Consider the following 23,433-nt stretch of genomic DNA (forward strand, 5'->3'; position numbering starts at 1 on the left):
TTTAATCATCGTGCATCGTCTGTGAACTTTGTGTGTTTTTATAACAAATGCGATAAATACGCGGTATTGGTAAACAGGTTATACTGCTGCCATTCTGTTTTTGGCAATAGGCTGTGATCACACAGCGACTCAATCGCCTATCGTCATTTATAATCTGATGCTGAATATAAGATCAGCGGCCGAAAAAACAAAAAACAGATCGTCACAAATATGAAACTAGTGACAATGAACCTAGTGAAAAGTCTCTGATGATAATTAGTAAAATTGAGCCCTTTTGAAATCATTAAATGTAGGTGCGTGTTGTCTGATAACACGCTCTCAATTCGTTATAACAAACCCTCTACCGCCACAACTGTAGGCTTCTGTAGGACAGTAATGTCATATCAATTTATCACCAGTGCCAAATTACCCACTCGTCACGGCGAGTTCGATATCCATGTGTTTGAAAACGACGAAGGCCAAGAGCATGTCATGCTGACTGTGGGTCTCTCTGCAGTCGATCAGCATAGTACAGCTGAATCTCAGCCAGACTTAACTAACCCAGCAGTGAACCCGTCAAGTGATACGCTATCTCAGCGTCCGACGCCATTGATTCGTATTCATTCTGAGTGCCTAACAGGTGACTCATTCAGCTCATTAAAATGTGACTGTGGACCGCAGCTGAACGCTGCGATGCAGGCCATACAAGAATCAGGCTGCGGCGCTATCTTATACCTGCGCCAAGAAGGTCGCGGTATCGGTCTCACCAATAAGATTCGCGCTTATGCCCTCCAAGATCAAGGACATGACACGTTAGATGCCAATCTTATGCTGGGCTTGCCAGCCGATGCCCGTATCTATGACATGTGTGGCCCGATGCTCGCCCATATTGGTGTCGATGCTGTCAGACTCATTACCAATAATCCAAACAAAGTCGCTTATTTGACTGAGCATGGTATTGACGTTGTCGAACGTGTGCCACTATTGGTAGGCGTCAATGATATGAATGCTGAGTACCTAGCAACCAAGCGTGACCGCATGGGCCACTTGTTTGAGAAAAATATCGCGCTTGATACAGACCGCCATCTCGATACAGACCTTAATACCGCCATACACCTGAATAAATAGATATCTTATGAGTATTTCAAATACAGATAACAAGACAGACCCGTTAGATTCAACGACCATACCAGCCCATAGCGATATCATGCGTGTACGTGAGTTTTTGGTTGATTTGCAAGCACGTATCTGTAAGGCTTTAGAAGCACAAGAGCGTGATGGCAGCGGCACTAATAACAACGAGCATGCAACCTTCGTTCCTGATGATTGGGAGCGTCCTGAAGGCGGCGGTGGTCGCTCATGCGTGTTGACAGATGGCAAGGTCATCGAAAAAGCGGGCGTCATGTTTAGCCATATCGAGGTCCATAACCTACCTGCCTCTGCCACGGCACGTCACCCTAATATTGCTGGGCGCAAAGCGCAAGCCATGGGCGTGTCTCTGGTTGTCCATCCCAAAAACCCCAACGTTCCTACGAGCCATGCCAATGTGCGTTTATTCGTCGCAGAAGCAGAAGGCGAAGCGCCTATTTGGTGGTTTGGCGGTGGGTTCGATTTGACGCCTTTTTATCCAGTATTAGAGGATTGCGTACACTGGCATCAGGTTTGTCATGACCTATGTGCGCCTTTTGGGGACAATATATATGCTGACTTTAAGCAGTGGTGTGATGAGTACTTTCATCTACGTCATCGTGATGAGCAGCGCGGTATTGGCGGCTTGTTCTATGATGATGTCAGTACCGAGAGTCGCGGCTGGGACTTTGAGACCTGCTTTAATTTTATGAAAGCTGTTGGTAACGGCTATCTTGACGGCATATTGCCGATTTTTGAGCAGCGTAAAAACACGCCTTATACTGAAGCGCAGCGTGAGTTTCAGTTGTATCGTCGTGGCCGCTACGTCGAGTATAACTTGGTCTACGATCGCGGGACTTTATTTGGTCTTCAAAGCAATGGACGTATCGAATCTATCTTAGTCAGTATGCCGCCGCTTGCCAGTTGGCATTATCGTTTAGAGCCAGCCGAAGGCACCCCTGAATTTGAGTTGACCGATTTTTATCTAAAACCACGTGACTGGTTGACTCTATAGCTTATCTGCATATAATAAAATTGGGTGGTTCATTCTAGACAATAATCTAGAAAATTTAAACAAGGTCAGCTGCTATCGCTGGCCTTATTCATATAAGCCCATTGAAAGGACGATCGGTTGAATTGAGGCCACGTCTAAGTTCAATATTATGTTTTGGATTGTCATTTGACAATATTACGATGATATAACAACTATCTTAACTATAACTACGTAAATAGTGGTTACAATAGAAATTATATTTTTGAAAAGTTATTTAGAAGCGAACGCGTTTCTAAATAGTATGAATAAATTGCTCTATTTATATCTTGTTCAAAGCCAGCGTTTGCATACGCATACTATTAGCAAATTTTAAAGGAATAATCTATATGACAAAGGCTCATTCTAACAAATTTTTAAAATCCTTCTTCAGTGTCACCTTGATGGCAGCAGCGCTAGGTCTAACGGCTTGTAGTACTGCCAAGGATGCTGACTCAAACCCTGACGTACAAGCCCGTCAAGACAGTATGAAAAACTGGGGTGATTCAATGGGCGTGATGGGCGATATGGCAAAAGCGCCTGATACGTTTGATGCAGCTGTGTTCAAAGAGCAAGCAGCATTTATGGCAGAAGACGCCTCTACACCATGGAGTCATTTCGAAGATGCAGAAGCCAAGGGCAATGCAACCGAAGCGGTATGGTCTAACGCTGACGGCTTCAGTGCAGAAGCTGAAAACTTTCAAAAAGTCACTGCTGAGCTAAACACCGCCGCACAAAACGCCACTAGCATGGACGATGTTAAACCTGCCTTTGGACAAGTTGGTGCAAGCTGTAAATCATGCCATACCGACTTTAGAGCCAAAGAAGAATAAAACATTATACTTATAGTAAGTCAACAAGCAAAAAAAACCGCCCAATCAAATGAGATGGCGGTTTTTTATTGCTTAAAAAATATCACGTTAAAAGCAGCCCTTCAAAATAATGCACTGAGCAAATCACTCTGTCGCAGCTTTATTAACATCAATCACTTGTTGCTCATTTATCTTATTGACGATGGATTTTACCGAAGGATCACTCAAATCTATCGTGCGTATCGGGAATGGAATATTGATCTCTGCTGCATCAAGCGCATTTTTAATCTCTACAATAACTTGATGAATTGAGGCGACCTTATTGGCCTGCGTACCATCTTCAATAAACCAGCGCACCATCAGATCCATAGACGAGCCGCCAAAACCTGTGGCAATCACACTTGGTTTCGCTTTTTTCGATACGCTATCGACTTTGTCTAGCGCTCGTAGTATCTCAGCTTTTGCCGCTTCGATGTCATCTTCATAACCGATACCGACCGCAACTTGCAAACGGCGCTGCTTATAAGCAGTATTGACCGTCAGTGCTGAGGTGTACAAATCAGAGTTGGGAATTACCACTTGCCGACCGTCATAAGTCCTGATGGTGGTCGCGCGAATTTTAATGTCTTCGACCGTGCCTTCATATTCACCAGACACGATCTGATCACCGATACGAAACGGCTCTGAGATCAGTAGCAAAATACCTGATAGCAAATTTTGAAAGATATCTTTAAACGCAAAACCAATCGCGACCGAACCTATCCCGAGTGCACCAATAAGCTTAGCTGGTGTGAATCCCGGAACAGCAACAACCATCGCTATCATAAAACCAATAAACAGAATGAGTGCCCCACCTATCCGCTGAAACACCTTGACCAAGTTTTGATGACGTACGCGCGATCCTAAGATTTTATGCACCGCTTTTTTGAAAAAAATGGACAATAACCAAAAAATACCCAAAACAATGAGCGCCGCCACAAAATATGGAATGCGCTCAATAAAGCCATTTGCCAAATCTTGGGTGGTATAGACCACTTGCTGATAGATGGTCATGCCATCAGCTACTGTGTTTGATAGGCGGCTCACATCAGGGGTGGGCATAAAGGGATTGCTCCTATTGCTGTGTTAGCGCATGATGATAAATAAAGGGTTTAGTGTCAAAGCGACTCACTGCGGCTCGTTGAGAGTATGCCAACTAAGACATCAAGTTCGCTTGGACAATTTCGATCCAGTAGCCATCTGCGTCCTTGATAAAAGCAATGTGTTTCATACTGCCCTCTTCTGGACGTTTCTTAAATTCGACATCGTTTTTATCAAACCAAGCAACGGCTTCTTCTAAATTCGGTACGCTAAAGCAAATATGACCAAAACCTTGTGGCTTTTGATTGCCATCATGATAGCTAAAATCAGCCTTAGTTTCGGTACCGTAGTTGTGGGTCAGCTCTAAGATACCGCGTTGGCGGAAGGCAAAGATTTCTAAATCATCGCCTGTAGGCAAGTTTTCGCGCTCGCTCTCAGTCAGCTGTGCCAAAAAGTATAGATCAAACCCCATATCAGGGAATTTTTTGACCGCCAGTAACGTCATACCCAAAACACCAGTATAAAATGCCAATGATTTGACTGGGTCTTTGACACGGAGCATGGTGTGGTTAAAAGTAAAACCTGTCGTCTGAGTGGCAATGGGCTGCACACCATCAGTATGTACACTGCTGATAGGCTGAGCTATCACTGTGTCATTTTTATTATCGGTAGATACGTTAGACATAATTATCCTAATAGGGTTCATAAGATAGGCTGATAAATGCGCAAACCACCTTGTCGTGATTTGCGCCGTTTACTTATCATAATAAAAAATGGCGAGGTAATTGATAGGGTTTTGTAAGAAGCTGAATAGGAGTTGTTAAACTATCGATATCCATGAAGCCTATCAATAATTTAACAAATGGCTCAACGCTGCCTTAAATATGGCTTAATTGAGGACATATCCTAGCTGTCTAAGAAACGCACCTTGCCAGTTTCTAAATCATACTCTGCGCCCACTACCAGCAGCTGACCACTATTGGTTAAGTCCTCTAATGCCCGTGAGCCATGCTTTAGTTGACTGACTGACATGCGCACGTTGGCGCGGATAGAGCGGTCGACCAATTCATCTGCATCGACGTCTTGACCATTGGCAGTTGCTAGTTCGTGCAAGTTATAAACGCTTGGGCGAATACGATCAACGATAGATTGCAAGTTAGGTGAATAGTTCTGTTCAGGATTGATCAGTGTCTCAACACAAGCCGTGACAGCGCCGCATTTTGAGTGTCCAAGTACGACCACCAATTGCGTGCCAAAGGCTTCGGCTGCAAACTCGATTGAACCAATCTGCGATGGTGCAACCACATTACCTGCGACTCGTATAACGAACAAATCCCCCAAACCTTGATCAAAAACAATCTCAACGGGTACTCGTGCATCCGAGCATCCCAAAATAATGGCCAATGGGTTTTGATCTTTGACCAACTCTGGGCGACGCTGCATATACTCATCGGTACTGGTGAGGCTATCAACGTAACGCGCATTACCTGCTTTTAAAAGCTCAAGCGCTTCTTGACCTGTTGTTGGACGTGTATCGGTAGACATGAGAGATCCTTTATCATCAATAATATGAGAGTTATAAATGGCATTACATTAGGTATGCAAACATAGATTGGCTAGTGGCTACCAACCTATCAGGCTCGTGATATTTGTCAGCCATATCGTGATTGTATAGGAATAAAGGCCAAAAATCGGTAAAAAAATTTGTCTAAATGTCGTGAGGTAAATATAGTCGATACCAAAAATACAGCCGTACCCATCATGACCATGACCGTATGGCTCGCATAACTTATAACGAACTTGCACTGACTTATATCAAGGGTTTGTTATAATACGCAACAATCAGGCAGCAATCAGATCCTGCTTACGCTCATGCCAATCTCTTTGATGACAGTGATTTACCTCGATAACTGTATTGATATATTGGACGCTTAGGAACAGATATTATGGCCAATCCCTCTCCAAATACACACAGCACCTCTGCGTCACCTCATGATGATCAGGTGCTACTAAAGCTGACTGATCTCAAAAAAACCTATGATCAAACCGAGGTCTTAAAAGACATCAATCTTGATATCAAACACGGTGAGTTTTTAACACTGCTTGGGCCATCGGGCTGCGGTAAGACAACCTTGCTACGCTTGATTGCAGGCTTTGAGCAGCCAAACGCTGGGGCGATATATTTGGATGGTGTACAGATGGCAGGCTTGCCCGCTGATAAACGTCCGGTCAATACCGTATTTCAGCAGTATGCGTTGTTTCCTCATATGAGCGTCGCTCAAAATGTGGCTTATGGTCTTAAGCTAAAAAAAGTCCCAAAAGATGAAATCCAAAGACGCGTCAGCAAAATGCTAGCGATGGTACAGCTAGAGCATCTGGCCAACCGTAAACCGCAAGATTTGTCTGGTGGCCAGCAGCAGCGAGTTGCGATTGCACGCGCGGTGATTAATCGTCCTAAACTGCTACTGCTTGATGAGCCATTGTCCGCGCTCGATCATAAACTGCGCCTGCAAATGCAGTCTGAGCTAAAGCGTCTGCAACGTGAGCTTGGCATTACCTTTGTCTTTGTCACTCATGACCAAGAAGAAGCGCTGTCGATGTCAGACCGTATTGCCGTAATGAAAGACGGTACGTTTCAGCAAATTGGTACGCCTATCGAGATTTACGAAACCCCTGCCAACCTATTTACTGCCAAGTTTATCGGCGAGACCAATTTGTTTAGAGCTGAGGTCAAAGGTGTCCATCCAGATCACCCAGATCGCGATGGTAAAGTGACCAACGGACGCATCGAGGTTGAAGTCTGTGAAGCTCAAGTCCAAGAAGGGCCAACCACATTACGTAACTTACGTCGTCCCAATTTTGCCAATGAAGTGCAGGTAGGTGATATCGTTAATTTACTACTTCGCCCCGAAGACCTACGAATATATGATCCAAAAGACAATGAGCATAGCGGACTGTTAGGCCGTGTCATCGAGAGTAACTATAAAGGCAGCACCTTAGACTCGATTATCGAATTGGCAAATGGTCATATCATCAAAGCTTCTGAGTTCTTCGATGAGGATGACCCAAGCTTTGATTACAAACTTAACGAAGGTGTCAAAGTCTCATGGGTGGATGGCTGGGAATGGGTATTGCCAGAAGACTCTGAAAGGGTTCCAGACATAACGGCACAAAAGGATGGTAGCTGATGGCCCGCAACCACTTAGGCAGTAAAAGTCCATTTCGTACCGCCACGCTTTGGCTAATCTGGGGTTGGCTACTGATATTTGCACTATTACCAAATATCCTAGTCATCGCTGTCAGTTTTTTGACCCGCGATAGTAGCGCCTTTATTAGCTTGCCTGTCAGTATCGACAGCTACGTGCGCATGATTGACCCGTTGTATTTTGAGGTATTTGTCCACTCATTATGGATGGCAGGTATCACAACGGTTATCTGTTTACTGCTGGGTTACCCCTTTGCATGGCTGGTTTCCAAAGCAAAAGTGCGCTGGCAGCCACTGCTCATGATGTTACTGATACTGCCATTTTGGACCAACTCCTTGGTGCGGACTTATGCATTAAAGCTGCTCTTTGCTAACAATGGTTTGATTAACAAGTTGCTATTAGCAATTGGCGTGATTGATACGCCAATCGATATTTTATATACGCAAGGTGCGGTGATTGCAGGTTTAACCTACTTGTTATTTCCGTTTATGGTACTGCCGCTATATGCGGTATTTACTGACTTACGCAATGATATGCTATTGGCCTCGCAAGATTTGGGCGCATCCAGAACACAAACCTTTTGGCATGTGGTATTGCCATTAACGACACCAGGGATTATTTCTGGTGTACTGCTCGTGCTATTGCCTGCGATGGGTATGTTTTATGTGGCGGATATCTTAGGTGGTTCGCGTAATTTACTGGTTGGTAATATCATCAAAAACCAATTTTTGGATGCGCGTGACTGGCCCTTTGGTGCTGCGGCCAGCGTCTTATTGACACTAGCGATGGCGGTATTATTACTTGCCTACCGTGCCAGCAGCCGCCGCATTGGCAAGACTGACTTCAACGAGGTGGCCTAATGTCTGACAGCTCACCGAATAAAAAAACTCGTCCGATCAAGATTGGCAGTATCGCCGCCAAAGGTTATCTCGGACTGATTTATACTCTGCTATATCTCCCCATCATCGTCTTGGTGGTGATGTCGTTTAACAAATCAAAAATCGGCTATAACTGGGGCGGCTTTAGCTTAAAGTGGTATGAGTCGCTATTTAATAACCAAGCGATGCTCGATGCATTTTGGCACTCTATTATCTTAGGGTTGGTGGCGGCCACTGTCTCAACGTTGATAGGGACACTTACCGCGCTGGCGCTACACCGTTATAATTTTCGCGGTAAAGGCTTGCTAAACGGGCTGCTGTTTGTACTTATGATGTCGCCTGAGATTGTACTCGCTATCTCATTGCTAGCACTGTTCTTACTGATTGGTTTGCAATTGGGCTTTGTCTCATTGCTATTGGCTCACATTACTTTTTGCTTGCCATTCGTTGTCATTACCGTCTTTGCACGATTGAGTAGTTTAGATGAGCGATTGATGGAAGCGGCACGTGACTTGGGTGCTAGCGAATCAACCATGGTGCGCACAGTATTGATTCCAGTTATTTTGCCAGCCGTCATGGCAGGTTGGTTACTCGCCTTTACCTTGTCGCTCGATGATGTGGTGGTTTCGACCTTTGTTACGGGGCCTAGCTATGAGATTTTACCGCTGCGCATTTATTCTATGGTGCGCGTAGGACTCAAGCCAGAAGTCAACGCCATTGGTACGTTATTGCTGGTTGCCTCTTTAATATTGGTCGCTATCTCACAGTTATTATTACGCAAGCGCTAGTTGTTGATTGCTGATTAATTCCTTGTGAATTATGGACTATGAGTGAAAGTCAGCGCTATATTGACTATAATGAATTTTTCTCACCTTAGCGGTTAGGTCATATTATGCTTGAGCTTCGTCATCTTAATACATTAACCGCGCTACGAGCGCATGGTTCGCTTGCAGCAGCAGCGGATGAGCTACACGTTACTGCCTCAGCCGTTTCGCATCAGTTGAAAGAGCTTGAGAACTATTACGATATAAGCTTAGTTAATCGTCGAACTCGCCCGCTCAGCTTTACGCCAGCTGGCAAAACAGTATTGGCATTGGCAGACAGCATCCTACCGCAAGTGACTCGCACCAAATCTAACCTTAAACGCTTAGCGCATGGTCAAGCAGGCAGGTTGCGCCTAGCATCAGAGTGCCATAGTTGCTTTGATTGGCTCATGCCGATACTTAATCACTATCGCCGTGAATGGTCGGATGTTGAGCTGGATTTTGCCACAGGGTTTGAGCCTGAGCCGCATCATCTGCTGATGGAAGGTGATATTGATCTGCTTATCACTACCAGTGATTTGCCGCTCGACGGTATCAGTTATCAGCCGCTGTTTGAGTATGAGAGTCGCTTGGTGCTGTCACCAACACATGATCTAGCAGCACAGACATTTATTGAGCCAACTGATTTGGTCAATGAAACCCTGATTGCCTATCCGGTAGAGGCCAAACGCCTCGATATCATTGCCAACTTTATGACGCCCGCACAGGTGAGTTTTCAGAGTGTTCGTACGACAGAGCTGACCGCGATGCTGATTCAGTTAGTCGCGAGCGAGCGCGGCGTAGCAGCACTGCCCGACTGGGTCGTTGCTGAATATGAGAAAAAAGGCTGGGTCGTCTCAAGGCCACTTGGCGACGGCGTTCGCTGTCAGCTGTATGCAGCGACACGTACCTCAAGTCAAGAGACGGCATATATGCAGGGGTTTGCGAGTTTGCTACAAGGAATAGTGAAGCCGGTGTAATATTTCACTATTTACTAAATTATTCCAGTTAAGAAATATTGTTCGCTCTCTGACATTATGACGAGCGCTATGGTACATGACGGTTCCCTAGTGAGGACTTGAATCCTAGGCTGTAGGCTAGTGGTAGCGATGGTTCGAGTTGTTGGAGTAACAGCAGTGTACTTTATGGTGTACTTACCATGCATATCCTATTCGTGATCGGTGCGCCACAGGCGTCTTGGACTTCTTCTTATCCCATGAATATTAATAAACAATTGGGAATAAACTATTTTTGATTGCTGAAAGATTCATTCAAGTTTCGAAATTTTATGTCAATTTAAAATCAAAAACATTTTCGGCTTTGAATCTGTTAATGCCTCTAGAAGATGAGCTTCTTTAAACGTTATATCCCCCCAATTTATCATCATTAACATACTTGAAATAGATTTCAAGTATGTGTTATTTCCTATTCAATCCTTATGCCACTTTTCCATATAATTAATAGCCATTGTATTAATTGATTGCCAATCAGCTAGGTTTTTTCCTGAGAATTCAAGCAAGATATTGTTATTATAAATAGGATGTAAATACTCCATTTGGCAAACGCTGTTTTGCTCATCGTTGGTTGCCATCAAACAGCGAATAATAGTCGGCGAATTTGGATAGACATTACCTGTATAAGATATTATTGAGTCATCATTGTTGTCAATATAAGCCTTTAATCTAAATTTATCTTGTTCCGTATTTTTACGATTCGTTTTTTTTACGATATCTACTCTTGTAGACATATCATTGCCTACAATCCCTGAATTTTCCGCTGTCCAATAGAACTTGATAATATTATCATCATACTGCAATGCGTTTGGATCTTCATCTTCATTGGTAAGACCTCGACCACTAGGCCAAAAGAAATAACTAAGACCCATATCCGTCTCAAAACTTGCGTAACTGCCTGTGTCTGGTCTAACAATATAATTTAATGGGACTATATAATTGTCACCATCTACATCTACTTTAATTCGAGCATTAGGGTCATGTATATTTGGTTTAGTACAACTAACTGATATTAATAAACTTCCCAATAATAAAAATAGTTTTTTCATTATGTTGTCCTTAAAGGAAGTAGAAATTTCATCCGTTGATATTATAGTTTTTTTAAATAAGGTTCGGTGCGCTATACCCCAGTGGAACCAGTTATCTCACTCCTATTAACAGACCACTTAAAACAGATTGTATTTTTGGAACTACTTATAACGGACTATCGCGATTAATATCAAAGCTTACAAAACTAGCTTAAAGAAATAAAATCCAAGCGCGGTAGCTAGTAAGGTTAGTCCGACATGCAAACCGATGAGTGCTAAGCCTGCTAGCAATCGTCCGTCATGAATAAAGCCAAACACCTCTGCACTAAACGTACTAAACGTTGTCAGTCCGCCTAAAAATCCTGTAATCACAAACACGCGTACATGATCGGACAAGTTGCTACCCATGCGCTCAAACCACACTAGCGCGAGCCCTATCAGCAGTCCGCCTAATATATTGGCACTCAGCGTACCGAGTGGTATCCAACCGTGCAAAGCATTAAAACGCGATAGCCACGCTCGCAAGCAAGCACCAAATGCTGCGCCCAAACCAATAGCAAGCCACTGCATAGACTGTCCTTAATTCGTATAAACTTGATGGGCATGAGGCCCAATCAATAGCACGGTCATACGGCTGGCAATTCTGTCATCGGCCAACGCGGAATACAGCTAACGGCCAAATCATCAGACTGTCCTGCCTGCAAACGTTCAAAACCTGCATAAGCAATCATTGCGCCATTGTCCGTACATAGTGCAGGCGGTGCATAATGAACGGTTGCATTTATCTTAGCCAGTTCGCGCTCTAACGTCTCACGCAGATGAGTATTGGCACTGACCCCGCCCGCAATCACTAAGCGGCTCATCTCTGCTTGCTTAAGTGCTTTGACGCACTTCTTCACTAGCGTATCGACCACTGCATGCTGAAAGCTGGCTGCGATATCTGCGCGAACTTGCAGATCGCTATCAGATTTATGACCAGAACCGCCTGACAGTGGCGTGTCTTTAATCAAATTATGCACAGCCGTTTTCATCCCACTAAATGAGAAGTCTAAACCACGATGTAGCATCGGTCTTGGCAGCGAATACGCGTTAGGATTGCCCGTCTCTGCCAGTTTGGCAATATTGGGGCCACCAGGATAAGGCAAGCCTAGCATCTTGGCGGCTTTATCAAAGCACTCCCCCGCCGCATCATCTATCGACTCACCCAATATCTCATAACGACCAACACCATGAGCGGCAATGAGTAACGTATGCCCACCCGATACCAATAGTGAGACAAAAGGAAAGGCCGGAGGATTCGCGCCCATGAGCGGCGCAAGTAAGTGCCCTTCCATATGATGAATACCAATCGCTGGAATATCCAAACCATATGCCAAGCTACGGCCAAACAGTGCACCTGTCATCAGAGCACCAATAAGTCCTGGCCCTTTGGTATAAGCAATCGCATCGATCTCGCTTTTTTTCATATCGCACTGATCTAACAGCTCATTAAGCAATGGCACAAGTTTACGAATATGATCTCGACTGGCAAGTTCAGGCACCACGCCGCCATAGAGCGCATGTAGCTCAATCTGTGAGTACAGCACTTGACCGACCAAACCTTGATTGTCGCTATTTATTTGCTCGCTATCAAAAATCGCTAGTCCTGTCTCATCACAAGAGGTCTCTAAACCCAATACTTTCATATTTTTGCCTTTATACCTTTGTTTTCATACTGTTTTCGTGCTGTTTTTTCAACCATATTATTCGGGCGTGCGCTGATAAAAATCATGCATAAAAAAGCCGCCATTGTCAGTCACAATGACGGTCAGTTTAACAAATTTCAATGGTCAATATACGCTATATATACCGTATCAGCTTACTGACGCCAGCATATAATCAACAGCGGCTTTAACCTGTGCTTCAGTGACGTCATTTACCGCCTGTGCTGGCATTTTGTTAAAGCCTTTAGCCGAGTGCATATATAGTGTTTCTTTGTCTTTAGTCAATCGCGCTGACCAAGCAGCAGTATCACCATATTTTGGCGCATCCAGCAAACCAGCCGCATGGCAAACCTTGCAGTTTGACTCATACAGCTTAGCACCTGCATCTACGGCCAATACTTCAGGCTCAGTAGTCAATTCAGGCACTATCGCATCTTCAGCGACCATATCAGCAGGCTCTGATTGGCTCACAGCCTCAGGCGTAGCAGTGGCAGGTTCTGCTACTGCTACAGCCTCTGCCACTACGGCTACATCGGTAGACTCATCGATATCGGCCGCCTTTTCGGTGGGCGTGTTATCACTGCAAGCACTCAGTGCGAGCAGCATACTCAGACTAAGTATAGACAAGCTCAACTTATGCATATGCTGCGGTATACCAATCATCTCTCACCTCTCGCTGATAGATTATTCAGCGGCTGGAGCAGCTGCAGCTGCATCTTCAGTCGCCATGTCGGCGCTGTCAGTGGCAGCAGGAGCGGCAGCTGTGTCCGTACTATCGGTCGTTGCTGCCATATCAGCATCAGCCGTACCTGCTTCAGCAGTTGCCGTACCGTCAGCGTCTGTAGCGGCTGCATCAGCTGCTGGCATTGGTGCTGCTTCTGGAAACTTTATCTCTTCAGCTGGTGGGCCATTTTTGATGGCCAGTGCTGCGGCTTCATCAACGCGATCGATTGCCATTACTTCTTCATGCTCTTCGCCGCCACTACAAGCGCTCACGCTCACACCCAACGCCATGATAAATGCCGTGCTCAATACCGCGTTAAATACTGTTTTTTTCATTCCAACATCCTCAATAAAATACACACAAATCAGTTCATATGCTTACTAGGGTCTATTAAACATTCAAATATGGTGCTGGCAGGCTAATGCTAAAACCACCCCAACCGTTGTTGAAAACCTAGCTAAGGTCTCGACATTATCGTCGGTTTTCGCCTAGTTTGGTGTAACTTTAGACATCAGCAGCCCTAACATTTGAATATCAAACAGACCCTATAATATGGAAATTATCATAGCATAAACTCCCGCTATACCGTTATATACCGTAGGGACTTTTTATTCACGATGACTTTTCTCTTTTGACTCGCTCTAGAACAGTACAGCTAAGCTCAACTGTTCTGACAAACAAATGATAAATAGACAATAAACACCTAAAATCATTGACTTTGTTGATATTTTTTATTAAAATACCTGCCCTTGTGCTAGTGCGCAAGATTATCCTAGTTTGAGCTGATGCCTGTGATCTTGAGATATCGCGGCTAAATACTAATACACAGCCAAACTAATGCCCTTATATCTCATCCTAATCGAGGAGTCTTCATGCCTGCAGTTAAGGTTAAAGAAAACGAACCAGTTGATATCGCTATCCGTCGTTTCAAACGTGCTTGTGAAAAAGCTGGTGTATTATCAGACGTACGTAAGCGTGAGTTTTATGAAAAACCAACGCAAGTACGTAAGCGTAAAAAAGCTGCTGCCGTAAAGCGTTATAAAAAGAAATTACAACGCGAAACTATTCGTACCACTCGTATGTACTAATCAGTAATCTGATTTAGTTACGTACAAGCGCTACACTAACGCCACTGTTATCCATTGATATCAGTGGCGTTTTTTATGCTACAATTTTTATTATTAGGTTCTGTTGAAAATTTGAACAAATAACTCTTAACAAATAAGGATAATAACAGTGAGCCAACTTAAACAGACTTTATTAGATAACATCAAAGTGTCCATGAAAGCGCGTGAGCTTGAACGCGTTAAGGTACTGCGTAACGTGCAAGCGGTCGTCAAACAAATCGAGATTGACCGCCGGATAGAGCTAGATGATGCGCAAGTATTAGAAGTTTTACAAAAGCAGCTCAAGCAGCGTCAAGAATCACTCACTATTTTTACCGAAAACAACCGTGATGACTTAGCGACCAAAGAGCAGTTTGAGATTGATATTATCAATGAGTTTATGCCAAAGCAGATGGATGATGACGAAATCATCGCATTGGTGAGCGCTGAAATCAGTGAGCAAGGTGCTACGTCTATGCGTGACATGGGCAGCGTCATGGGTATACTAAAAAATAAAACCGCAGGTCGTGCTGATCCTGCTCTTATTTCTAAATTGGTCAAAGACGCATTACAAGGTAAATAGCTTGTAATGTGAATAATATGTTTGCTATTGAGTAGCGCGTCTTACTTAGAAACGATACCCTGCTGTCATAGTAAGCAATGTTAATGATATAAAAACCGCCTAAGGCTTAAAGTCTTGGGCGGTTTTTATTGCTTTAATTTCAGCATCGATATTGGCCAATAACGGACGCGTACTACTGGCCTGAGCCGTGGTTTGCAGATTTTCGGTGAGTTGCTTGGCCTGCGTCAAGGATGTCAGCGCATGCTCGTAGCGTCCACTCCATAGCTGATCTTGACTTCGATAACGCAGGGCGTTGATGGTTGCGATATTGGCCAATTGCGGTGATGCTGTGGTCTTAGCCATTTTTTCATTCGCCAATTGCAGACTTTGCCACGCATAGCGATCGCTTGGCTGCTGCTCGGTCAATGGCTTTAGCAGTGCTTGTGCAGCTGCTGGTTGATTACTGTTGGTGAGCGCTTCTGCCAAATAGAGACGCAAATCACGACGCTCAGGGTACAAGCGCTGCTGGTTTGCTAAAATCTCTGCCGCTGGTTGCCACATTTGCTGTTCGCTTAGTAGCTCACTATGCGTAATCGCAAGCAGCGGCTCTAAAGCTTGACGCTGCATGGCTGGCAGTGCGTTTATCTCAGCCAACTTATCATTGGCATCCTTAAAGCGCTGCTGCTCTGTGTACCAACGTATCAGAGCCAGTTTGGCACCCAGACTGTTTTTGGCTGCTGCTGTCAGTACCGTTTCAGACGCGTGTTTACCCGTACTTTGTACTCGCCAGTAGAGCAGATCAAATAGTGCTTGATGACGCTGCTGCTGACTCAGGGACAGTACTGGATAACGCTGCGCGCGGCTTTGTGACTCACTTAGACGCTCATTACTTAGCGGATGTGAGCGCACAAAACTGGGTAAAAATTGATCTTTCACCTGATTCAGCTGGCTTTTTTGATTCATCGTGGCAAAAAACCGTGGCATCGCTCGAGGATCGTAGCCCGCTTGGGTCATAATTTGCATCCCAACTCGATCGGCTTCACGCTCGTTGCTGCGGCTAAAAGCCATACTGCTGTTCATAAAGGCGGTTTGGCTACCCATCATCACTGCTGCTGCCGCATCACCATCTACTGCTGAGGCAGCGATCGCAGCCAACATACCGCCCAGTTGCATCAGTAGCGCCTTTTTACTCTCCTCTGCACTATGCTCGTAGTGATGCTGACTGATATGCGCCACTTCATGGGCGATGACGCTTGCCAACTCATCCATACTACTGGCCGCCAGTATGGTACCTGTATTGATACCAATCACCCCGCCGGGCGCAGCGAAAGCATTGATACTAGCATTATCAATAATAACCAAACCCAGTGGTGCTTGCTGACGCACTTGGGCATTGAGTCGCCACGTCATGTTTTTGACGGTTTCTTGCACCCAAGGGTCGTGCTCCATTTTGACGCGACCATTGATGTTTTGTAGCGACCATTCCCCCAGCATCTTATTTTGATACTGCTCAGCAAAGCTCAGCCCTTGACCGCGCAGATTCGGCAACTCTAAGGTTTGCGTATCTGGGTCTTGCCACGAGCTATTGGCAAATCCAGCGTCTTGGTTATCATTGCCATAAGCACTGGTCACTGCGGCCAATAGCATGACTGACACGCCACGCTTAGCAGCGCTCAATAAAGACCGCTTGGGGGATTTTTGATATATTTTTGGCTGCGATATTGGCTGTAATAAAAGTGGCACTGCCTTAATAGCCAACTTAGCTGTCTGGCGCGGCTCATGATTATTGTTATTTAGTCGTGATGGTCTAGTAAAGTGAGACAAGTGCGTATCCTATCGTATTGTTTACCCTGTATTTTTGACTATACGGGCTTGCAGGCATGTGGTCAATTTTACTATGCCTCTGACTACCAATCACGCAGCCATCCGTCATTATTGTGCAACATGGTTATGTGATTCTAGTGAACCGAACACAACGTTGACTATATTCAACTGCAATTATACATCGGCTATTTGGTATAATGATGGATAGCAAGGGTACGCTGACGTTAAGTTGGAAGTAACTATCAGATAAATTCGCTTGTCTCAAACGTCAATGTCTAGATCGAGTATGACTGATTACAGACACTCTTTGCGTAAAAAATATTTGCTTAAAAAAAGCACCAAACCATATATTGATATCTACAAGGTTTTTTATGTCTGCTGATACACCATCAATCATAAACCGTATGTCTCACGCTATCAGTTTATCAGCCAACTTATCTGATACAGAGCAGCACAGTATAAGCAGTTTGATGGATCTGCTGCCAGCAGAATGTGCTGATTCAAAGAGTGGCACAGAACAGACTGTATTAGATATCAAAGGCTTCGTTGATGGTTGTGGTCTTGCTTGTCCCATGCCATTGTTAAAAACCAAGGTTGCGCTACGAGGGGTATCCGTTGGGGAGTCGCTATATGTAGTCGCAACAGACCCCAACTCGCGAGCAGACATCACTGCCTTCTGTCGACAAAGTCAGCAAGCTCATTCATTAAGCCATTTAAACTTAGTCGTTAATGCAGCGACTGAGATTACCGAATCATCAGCCGTAAATAGCACATCATTACAGCGTTTCGATACAATATATCACTTCATCATTACCAAAACTGATAGCAACTAAACGGCGCTATCCTTTACAATTACAATCATAAAGCGTTTTATCTGACTATTTGCTCAACCATTTAATCAAGGTCAAGAATATGGCTAATACTACTACTGACGCTGCAGATACAAATAAAAAAGACAGCGTAACTCCTATAAGAAACGATGCACGTGATGCGGCACTCAAAGCTGCTGCACAGCGTCCGCCTTATGATGCAAGTGCATTAGGTGATACCAGTACACGTGATTTAGTACCGGCCATGCCAACGCATTTATCTGCACCAGGGGTCAACTTAGGCGCTTATATTAATACTGTGCATCAAATTCCTATTTTGACGCCAGTACAAGAGCAAGAGCTTGCCCATCGTTATCATGACGAAGGCGATGTTGAGGCAGCGCGGTTACTCGTGATGTCACATCTGCGTTTTGTGATTCACATTGCCCGCAGCTACTCAGGTTATGGACTGCCGCAGGCGGATCTCATTCAAGAAGGCAATCTGGGACTGATGAAAGCAGTCAAACGCTTCGATCCTAATAAAGGCGTACGTTTGGTCTCCTTTGCCGTGCATTGGATCAAAGCTGAGATTCATGAGTTCGTGATTCGCAACTGGCGTATTGTCAAAGTCGCCACGACCAAAGCGCATCGTAAGTTGTTCTTTAATCTGCGTAGTCTAAAGAAAACCAACAATCAGCTAACGCTAGAAGAGGCAGATGCGATCGCCAAGGACTTAAATGTCACGCGCAAGCAAGTGCTAGAGATGGAATCTCGTCTGACCTCTTATGATGCCTCGTTTGAAGCGCAGTCGAGCGACGATGATGATGGTCGCTATGCACCGCAGCTGTTTTTAGAGGATGGCATCGATCCTGCTGAGCAGTTAGAAGAAGCCGATTGGGAAGAAAACAACTCATCAGCTCTGATTGCTGCTATGGGTACCTTGGATGATCGTTCACGCGATATCGTCGAGCAGCGCTGGCTCTCTGAACAAAAATCCACCTTGCATGAATTGGCAGCGGTCTACTCTATCTCCGCTGAGCGGGTACGTCAGATCGAAAAAAACGCGATGGACAAAATTCGTGACGCCATGACCATTGATAGTGTGATTTTGCCAGATGATATTCAGTAATATTTATGAAGTCATTGAACATATGAATATTATCTATAATATCCAGACTACCTGCGGCTGTAAGCAACTGCGAGTTTCATCATGCTAAATTGGATTGGTATTGCTGCACTGAATATGGCAATCGCCGTTGCCCTAGGGGCATTTGGTGCTCATGGCTTAGAGGCTATCGTCAGCCCTCAGCAACTTGAATGGTGGCATACTGCAACCTTATATCTGTTTATACATGCGCTTGGGCTACTACTAGTTGGTTTACTGATTCGATTGAAATACACCACTCAAACCACCGCTTGGCTATTACAAGTCGGCATCGTGATTTTTGCGGGTAGTTTGTATGCGATGACGCTTGGCGCACCGCGCTGGTTTGGGGCGATTACTCCTATCGGCGGTATCTTTATGATTGCAGGTTGGCTATGGCTAGCAGTATCGACATTTAGATTAAAACGCCCGATCAGCCAATCGAAACCCAGTTAGCCAATCTAGCGGATGTCATTTACTCAAGCATTACTATTTTTGAGTACAAGGAAATCTAAATCATTAAGGAGCGCAATTATGAGCAATATTAGTGTCAATGGTAAAACCTTACAAACCACCCATCAGACAGTACAACTGGTCATCAATGAACTTGGTCTAAGTCAAGGTCGTTATGCTGTCGAAGTCGATGGGGATCTGATACCCAAAAGTGAATTGGCTCAATTGCGCATTGCAGAAGGTATGAATATTGAAGTGGTACAAGCGGTTGGCGGCGGTTAAGAATTGTTTCGCTGTAAATTGTTTATCGCTTTATTCGGCTTTAAACCTGTATACGATTTTTATTTGCCTATTAAAAAAGACCTCAACATAGGATATGTTTGAGGTCTTTTTTCTTTTGTTAGTCATGGCTTGGTAGATTGACTGTTTGTTGTCTTTTTGGTTTTTAATATATCTATCAATCCAGATGACTGCTGTTGCTTATTTAGCACCGTGTGGCGTTATTACTAAGCTGCTGGCACTGCTTCAGCGGGTGTCAAATCTTGATAGCGTCCTTCGCGTCCAGCACCCTGAGTCTTTTTACGCTCTTGGCGGGTTTTATACTTACGCACTTGTCTATCAAGTTTGTCTGCCATCTCATTAATGGCTTTGTACATATCATCTTCAAGGGCTTGGACAAACATTTCTTGACCTGAGACGCGCATAATTGCTTCAGCCTTATGGCTCTTTTTGCCGCCGTCACTGGCACCGCTATTGTCTAGCGATAATATCACTTGAATACTCTGTATCTGATCAAAGTGACGTTCTACTTTTTCAAGCTTTTCACGAACCGCTGTGTCCATAGCTTCAGTAACGCTGATATGATGACCACTGATAGAAACATTCATATTATTGTCCTTTTATTTATAACTTACAATCAACAGATGAGGTCGCATTCCTGCTCTTGTCATCCTGCCTTACCAATCATCTATCCAATGCCTCTAGTAATGTGTCGACGTATCCTTTTATCGTCTCCTTTATCAGTTATGAATAAATACTATAAATCGGCATTAAGATTTTGTGGTTGGTATGGCTCTAATTTGTCATGAAAACCAAATAGTAGCAAGCCATTAAATTGTAATTAAGTGTAACAATACCTATTATTTCTACTAAGTTTCTATATAATCAAAAAATTTTATTTTTATAACTGTATAGAAACATAGGCTAATTATCTAGCAGTCTCTCAGCTCACACTCAGTCAGATAAATAAACAGCTACCTAAATTTCTGCGGTCAAATCACTAGTATTTTTGTTTGCGCTGGGTAGATGAGCCAATATTCATAGCCTCACGGTATTTTGCGACCGTTCGACGAGCAATATCGATACCATCAGCCAATAGCTCGTTCTTTAGACGGCTATCCGATAATGGTTTTTTGGGATCTTCATCGGCGATGAGCTTTTTAATCATGGCGCTGATAGCAGTTGATGAGATATCACCATCGTTGCTGCTGACGTGTGACGAAAAGAAATGCTTTAACGAAAACATCCCTTGCGGCGTCAAGATGGTTTTACTGGTGGTCAGTCGCGAAACCGTTGACTCATGTAAGTCAACTTCTTCTGCAATAGCTTTTAAGATCAGCGGCTGCATAGCCGTCGCACCATGCAACAAAAACTCTTGCTGATAACGTACGATACTGGTCGCGACTTTTAACAGGTTTTGATTGCGCTCCTCGATGCTACGGATGAACAGTCTCGCGTCGGTGAGATTTTCTCGCAGATATTGATTGTCAGGACTGTCATCACCGCGTTTGACTAAATTGGCGTATTCTTGATTGACTCGTAGTTTTGGCAACGTGTCAGGATTGAGACGTACATGCCAGCCTTCATCTGCAGCATTGGTCGTCCCGTCATGGTGTCTGATGGGCGAGACTAACACATCTGGTATGTCATAACTGTTAGGCTGCTGAGTGTAGTCAGGTTGACTGATTTGAAACAACAATCCTGGTGACGGATTGAGTGTGCGCAGCAAAGTGATCGCAGGCGTAATGTATTCAGGGGCAAGACCCGTTAGTTCCGTCAGCGCTTTGATGTTATTGCTGACCAAATGCTCACTGGCTGATAGTAGCGCTTTTGCTTCTTGTAGGTAAGCTGTGCGAGCATCGAGCTTGGACAGCTGAATCGCTAAGCACTCACTCAAGTGCCGCGCACCCACACCAACAGGGTCACAAGATTGAATCATGCGTAGTACCGCTGTAATCTCATCATGCTCAACGCGCTCATCCCACTGATAAAAGCTGGCCATGGTATCAAAGCTCTGTAGCAGCTCATCTATATCCAACCGAATAAACCCCATGTCATCCATGGAGTCTATGAGGTATTCTGCGATCAGTGTGTCTGTCTCCGACAAGCGTTTAAAATTAAGCTGCCAGCGCACATGATCTTGAATAGTCGAAGAAGTACCGCCTTGATAGCTATCAAAGTCTTCGTTATTATTACTAGAGCCACTCGACGCAGAGGCATGGTTACTATAATCAAAGTGCTCCGTATCACTACTGGCATCAAAATTATCAGTACTACTGTCCATCGCGCCATCATCGATACTGGTCTGCTGCAACTTATCCAAGCTATCGATTGCCTCATCACCGTAGTCTGTACTGCCCTCAGCTCCTGTACTAGACCCTGCTGTATTAGAGAAATCGCTGCTGCTTTGGTTCCAACTATCCAAGGTCAATGGCTCGTTTGACGCATCACTTTTATCGTCAGAGCTTTCATAGTCGCTATCATCGCGATCGTCATCATCGTCTTCGATACGTTCAAGCAGCGGATTACTGTCCAGCTTGGCCTGAACCTCTTGCGCGAGCTCAAGACTAGAGAGCTGTAGCAATTTGATGGCTTGCTGCATTTGCGGGGTCAGTTTTTGCGAGTTGCTCAGCGTGGTCGCCAATCCGAACGACATACTCATGGTCGGCTTATTACACTCCATTCTTGATGCTATTATATTTATACTGCCAATTGAGGCCGTGATTTATCCTTATCAGGACATGACGATAGCATTTTTTGCCACAATTTTGCTATGATAATTTATACCCTGCCCAGATATGATGGTGATAAATACTGGACACCTTTATCATTTGACCCGTCATAACCCGCCCATAAATATGAATAATCTGTTCATAACTATAAGAATTTTATAATAAAGAAAACCCGATAAACACCCAATACGTCTTAACATTGAATGAGAATACTGTCATGAACAACCAACTAAACAATCTTGGATTTGGCATCGCTGCCATCCAAATGAACAGTCAGCAAGATATCGAAAATAATTTAGCCACTATAAAAGCAGCCGTTATTGACGCAGCCTCGCAGGGTGCCAAGCTCGTGGTCATACCTGAAAACTGCTGTAGCATGGGACAGCAGTTTTCCACTGCAGAGCGTTTTGATGCGCTCTCAGCGACGATGGCAGAGTATGCCCGCACCTATGGTATTTATCTGCTAGTAGGCTCACTGCCCTGCCCTTATCGCCCTGATGGGGCTATCGTACCAGATGGTAGACTGCGCCAAGTCAGCCAGCTGTTTGCCCCAGATGGTACGCTGGTAGCACGCTACGATAAGATTCATCTGTTTACCGCGACTGTAGCCGATAAGCAAGGCAGTTATAATGAGGCGGCGACTTTTGAGCCAGGCACACAAACTGTCGTCACCTCACTTGAAATAGACGATGCTGTGTATAAACTGGGTATGATGGTTTGTTTTGACTTGCGTTTTCCAGCGTTGGCACAGCGCCTACGTCAAGCAGGCGCTGACCTACTGAGTGCGCCTGCTGCCTTTACTTATCTGACAGGACAAGCGCATTGGTCACTGTTGCTACAGGCACGGGCGTTAGACAGTCAATGTATGGTGATTGGCGCAGCACAAGGCGGCGATCATGCGTATAAAGACGGCAATACTCGCCAGACATGGGGACATACTACCATTACTGATTTTAATGGACGTGTGATTGCTAGCCACGATAGTAGTGAGCTAAACACATCTGCCACAGCTGAACCAGATAAAGGATACGCCATTGTCATGGCATCACTAGACAAGCAAGCACAAATACAAGGTCGACAAAAAATGCCGATCTTTGATTGCCATCGTTTGGCGTAAATCAAATTACCCTGTGACAAGTT

The 23,433-nt window shown here is 44.5% G+C and carries 25 protein-coding genes; 14 read left to right on the top strand and 11 right to left on the bottom strand.

What is annotated here, in order from left to right:
• Positions 1 to 375 precede the first annotated feature (375 nt).
• From ribA to I6E86_RS01000, 3 genes are all read left to right on the top strand, one after another.
• A complete protein-coding gene (ribA, locus tag I6E86_RS00990) occupies positions 376 to 1,107 on the top strand; it encodes a GTP cyclohydrolase II (RefSeq protein ID WP_197174687.1) in 732 nt (243 codons plus the stop codon).
• Between the two features lie 7 nt (positions 1,108 to 1,114).
• Entirely contained in the window at positions 1,115 to 2,122 is a 1,008-nt protein-coding gene (gene hemF / locus I6E86_RS00995; protein WP_197174688.1) for an oxygen-dependent coproporphyrinogen oxidase, read from the top strand.
• A gap of 365 nt (positions 2,123 to 2,487) precedes the next feature.
• A complete protein-coding gene (locus I6E86_RS01000; RefSeq protein ID WP_197174689.1) occupies positions 2,488 to 2,970 on the top strand; it encodes a c-type cytochrome in 483 nt (160 codons plus the stop codon).
• A gap of 123 nt (positions 2,971 to 3,093) precedes the next feature.
• On the opposite strand, the gene I6E86_RS01005 is transcribed toward I6E86_RS01000, so the two are convergent.
• The 3 genes from I6E86_RS01005 to I6E86_RS01015 form a co-directional block, all read right to left on the bottom strand.
• A complete protein-coding gene (locus I6E86_RS01005; protein WP_197174690.1) occupies positions 3,094 to 4,050 on the bottom strand; it encodes a mechanosensitive ion channel family protein in 957 nt (318 codons plus the stop codon).
• A 94-nt stretch (positions 4,051 to 4,144) separates the two neighbouring features.
• On the bottom strand, positions 4,145 to 4,714 hold the full coding sequence (gloA, locus tag I6E86_RS01010) for a lactoylglutathione lyase (protein WP_197174691.1): 570 nt from the start codon (positions 4,712 to 4,714) through the stop codon (positions 4,145 to 4,147).
• A 221-nt stretch (positions 4,715 to 4,935) separates the two neighbouring features.
• Positions 4,936 to 5,574 carry a carbonic anhydrase gene (locus tag I6E86_RS01015; RefSeq protein ID WP_194363557.1) on the bottom strand — a complete coding sequence of 213 codons (639 nt, stop codon included), beginning with the start codon at positions 5,572 to 5,574 and terminating at the stop codon, positions 4,936 to 4,938.
• A gap of 401 nt (positions 5,575 to 5,975) precedes the next feature.
• Between I6E86_RS01015 and potA the strand changes: the two genes are divergently transcribed.
• From potA to I6E86_RS01035, 4 genes are all read left to right on the top strand, one after another.
• Entirely contained in the window at positions 5,976 to 7,217 is a 1,242-nt protein-coding gene (gene potA / locus I6E86_RS01020; RefSeq protein WP_197174692.1) for a spermidine/putrescine ABC transporter ATP-binding protein PotA, read from the top strand.
• Entirely contained in the window at positions 7,217 to 8,095 is an 879-nt protein-coding gene (gene potB, locus I6E86_RS01025; protein WP_197174693.1) for a spermidine/putrescine ABC transporter permease PotB, read from the top strand. The genes potA and potB overlap by 1 nt, the downstream gene beginning before the upstream one ends.
• Entirely contained in the window at positions 8,095 to 8,901 is an 807-nt protein-coding gene (gene potC, locus I6E86_RS01030; RefSeq protein WP_197174694.1) for a spermidine/putrescine ABC transporter permease PotC, read from the top strand. Before potB ends, potC begins: the two co-directional genes overlap by 1 nt.
• A gap of 104 nt (positions 8,902 to 9,005) precedes the next feature.
• Positions 9,006 to 9,896 carry a LysR family transcriptional regulator gene (locus I6E86_RS01035; RefSeq protein ID WP_197174695.1) on the top strand — a complete coding sequence of 297 codons (891 nt, stop codon included), beginning with the start codon at positions 9,006 to 9,008 and terminating at the stop codon, positions 9,894 to 9,896.
• 449 nt (positions 9,897 to 10,345) lie between these two features.
• On the opposite strand, the gene I6E86_RS01040 is transcribed toward I6E86_RS01035, so the two are convergent.
• From I6E86_RS01040 to I6E86_RS01060, 5 genes are all read right to left on the bottom strand, one after another.
• Positions 10,346 to 10,978 carry a hypothetical protein gene (locus tag I6E86_RS01040; RefSeq protein ID WP_197174696.1) on the bottom strand — a complete coding sequence of 211 codons (633 nt, stop codon included), beginning with the start codon at positions 10,976 to 10,978 and terminating at the stop codon, positions 10,346 to 10,348.
• A gap of 177 nt (positions 10,979 to 11,155) precedes the next feature.
• Complete coding sequence (crcB, locus tag I6E86_RS01045; RefSeq protein ID WP_197174697.1) at positions 11,156 to 11,527, bottom strand: fluoride efflux transporter CrcB; 372 nt, start codon at positions 11,525 to 11,527, stop codon at positions 11,156 to 11,158.
• Positions 11,528 to 11,583: 56 nt separating this feature from the next.
• Positions 11,584 to 12,642, bottom strand: a complete 1,059-nt coding sequence (tsaD, locus tag I6E86_RS01050; protein ID WP_197174698.1) for a tRNA (adenosine(37)-N6)-threonylcarbamoyltransferase complex transferase subunit TsaD — start codon at positions 12,640 to 12,642, stop codon at positions 11,584 to 11,586.
• A 168-nt stretch (positions 12,643 to 12,810) separates the two neighbouring features.
• A complete protein-coding gene (locus tag I6E86_RS01055; RefSeq protein ID WP_197174699.1) occupies positions 12,811 to 13,323 on the bottom strand; it encodes a c-type cytochrome in 513 nt (170 codons plus the stop codon).
• Between the two features lie 21 nt (positions 13,324 to 13,344).
• The gene (locus I6E86_RS01060; protein WP_197174700.1) at positions 13,345 to 13,719 is read right to left on the bottom strand and encodes a hypothetical protein; all 375 of its coding nucleotides are present in this window, start codon (positions 13,717 to 13,719) and stop codon (positions 13,345 to 13,347) included.
• Positions 13,720 to 14,256: 537 nt separating this feature from the next.
• Here I6E86_RS01060 and rpsU point away from each other — a divergent pair.
• Positions 14,257 to 14,472, top strand: coding sequence for a 30S ribosomal protein S21 (gene rpsU, locus I6E86_RS01065; RefSeq protein WP_010195908.1), 216 nt, complete (start codon positions 14,257 to 14,259; stop codon positions 14,470 to 14,472).
• Positions 14,473 to 14,620: 148 nt separating this feature from the next.
• Positions 14,621 to 15,073 carry a GatB/YqeY domain-containing protein gene (locus I6E86_RS01070; protein ID WP_197174701.1) on the top strand — a complete coding sequence of 151 codons (453 nt, stop codon included), beginning with the start codon at positions 14,621 to 14,623 and terminating at the stop codon, positions 15,071 to 15,073.
• 99 nt (positions 15,074 to 15,172) lie between these two features.
• On the opposite strand, the gene I6E86_RS01075 is transcribed toward I6E86_RS01070, so the two are convergent.
• Positions 15,173 to 16,876: a M48 family metalloprotease gene (locus I6E86_RS01075; protein ID WP_227680465.1), complete on the bottom strand. Its 1,704-nt coding sequence runs from the start codon at positions 16,874 to 16,876 to the stop codon at positions 15,173 to 15,175.
• Positions 16,877 to 17,247: 371 nt separating this feature from the next.
• On the opposite strand from I6E86_RS01075, the gene I6E86_RS01080 reads away from it, so the two are divergent.
• The 4 genes from I6E86_RS01080 to thiS all read left to right on the top strand — a co-directional run bounded on the left by I6E86_RS01080 (position 17,248) and on the right by thiS (position 19,564).
• Positions 17,248 to 17,709: a sulfurtransferase TusA family protein gene (locus tag I6E86_RS01080; RefSeq protein ID WP_197174702.1), complete on the top strand. Its 462-nt coding sequence runs from the start codon at positions 17,248 to 17,250 to the stop codon at positions 17,707 to 17,709.
• A gap of 241 nt (positions 17,710 to 17,950) precedes the next feature.
• Positions 17,951 to 18,814 (top strand): RNA polymerase sigma factor RpoH, encoded by an 864-nt coding sequence (gene rpoH, locus I6E86_RS01085; RefSeq protein ID WP_197175000.1) that lies wholly within the window; start codon positions 17,951 to 17,953, stop codon positions 18,812 to 18,814.
• An 81-nt stretch (positions 18,815 to 18,895) separates the two neighbouring features.
• Entirely contained in the window at positions 18,896 to 19,285 is a 390-nt protein-coding gene (locus tag I6E86_RS01090) for a DUF423 domain-containing protein (protein ID WP_197174703.1), read from the top strand.
• A 78-nt stretch (positions 19,286 to 19,363) separates the two neighbouring features.
• Positions 19,364 to 19,564: a sulfur carrier protein ThiS gene (thiS, locus tag I6E86_RS01095; RefSeq protein ID WP_194363542.1), complete on the top strand. Its 201-nt coding sequence runs from the start codon at positions 19,364 to 19,366 to the stop codon at positions 19,562 to 19,564.
• A 224-nt stretch (positions 19,565 to 19,788) separates the two neighbouring features.
• On the opposite strand, the gene hpf is transcribed toward thiS, so the two are convergent.
• Complete coding sequence (hpf, locus tag I6E86_RS01100) at positions 19,789 to 20,169, bottom strand: ribosome hibernation-promoting factor, HPF/YfiA family (protein WP_194363541.1); 381 nt, start codon at positions 20,167 to 20,169, stop codon at positions 19,789 to 19,791.
• 392 nt (positions 20,170 to 20,561) lie between these two features.
• Positions 20,562 to 22,223: an RNA polymerase factor sigma-54 gene (gene rpoN / locus I6E86_RS01105; protein ID WP_197174704.1), complete on the bottom strand. Its 1,662-nt coding sequence runs from the start codon at positions 22,221 to 22,223 to the stop codon at positions 20,562 to 20,564.
• A gap of 287 nt (positions 22,224 to 22,510) precedes the next feature.
• Here rpoN and I6E86_RS01110 point away from each other — a divergent pair, with 287 nt between their 5' ends.
• Positions 22,511 to 23,410, top strand: coding sequence for a carbon-nitrogen hydrolase family protein (locus I6E86_RS01110; RefSeq protein WP_197174705.1), 900 nt, complete (start codon positions 22,511 to 22,513; stop codon positions 23,408 to 23,410).
• Positions 23,411 to 23,433 lie beyond the last annotated feature (23 nt).

The sequence above is a fragment of the Psychrobacter sp. SWN149 genome (genome assembly GCF_015864565.1).
Taxonomy (GTDB): Bacteria; Pseudomonadota; Gammaproteobacteria; order Pseudomonadales; family Moraxellaceae; genus Psychrobacter.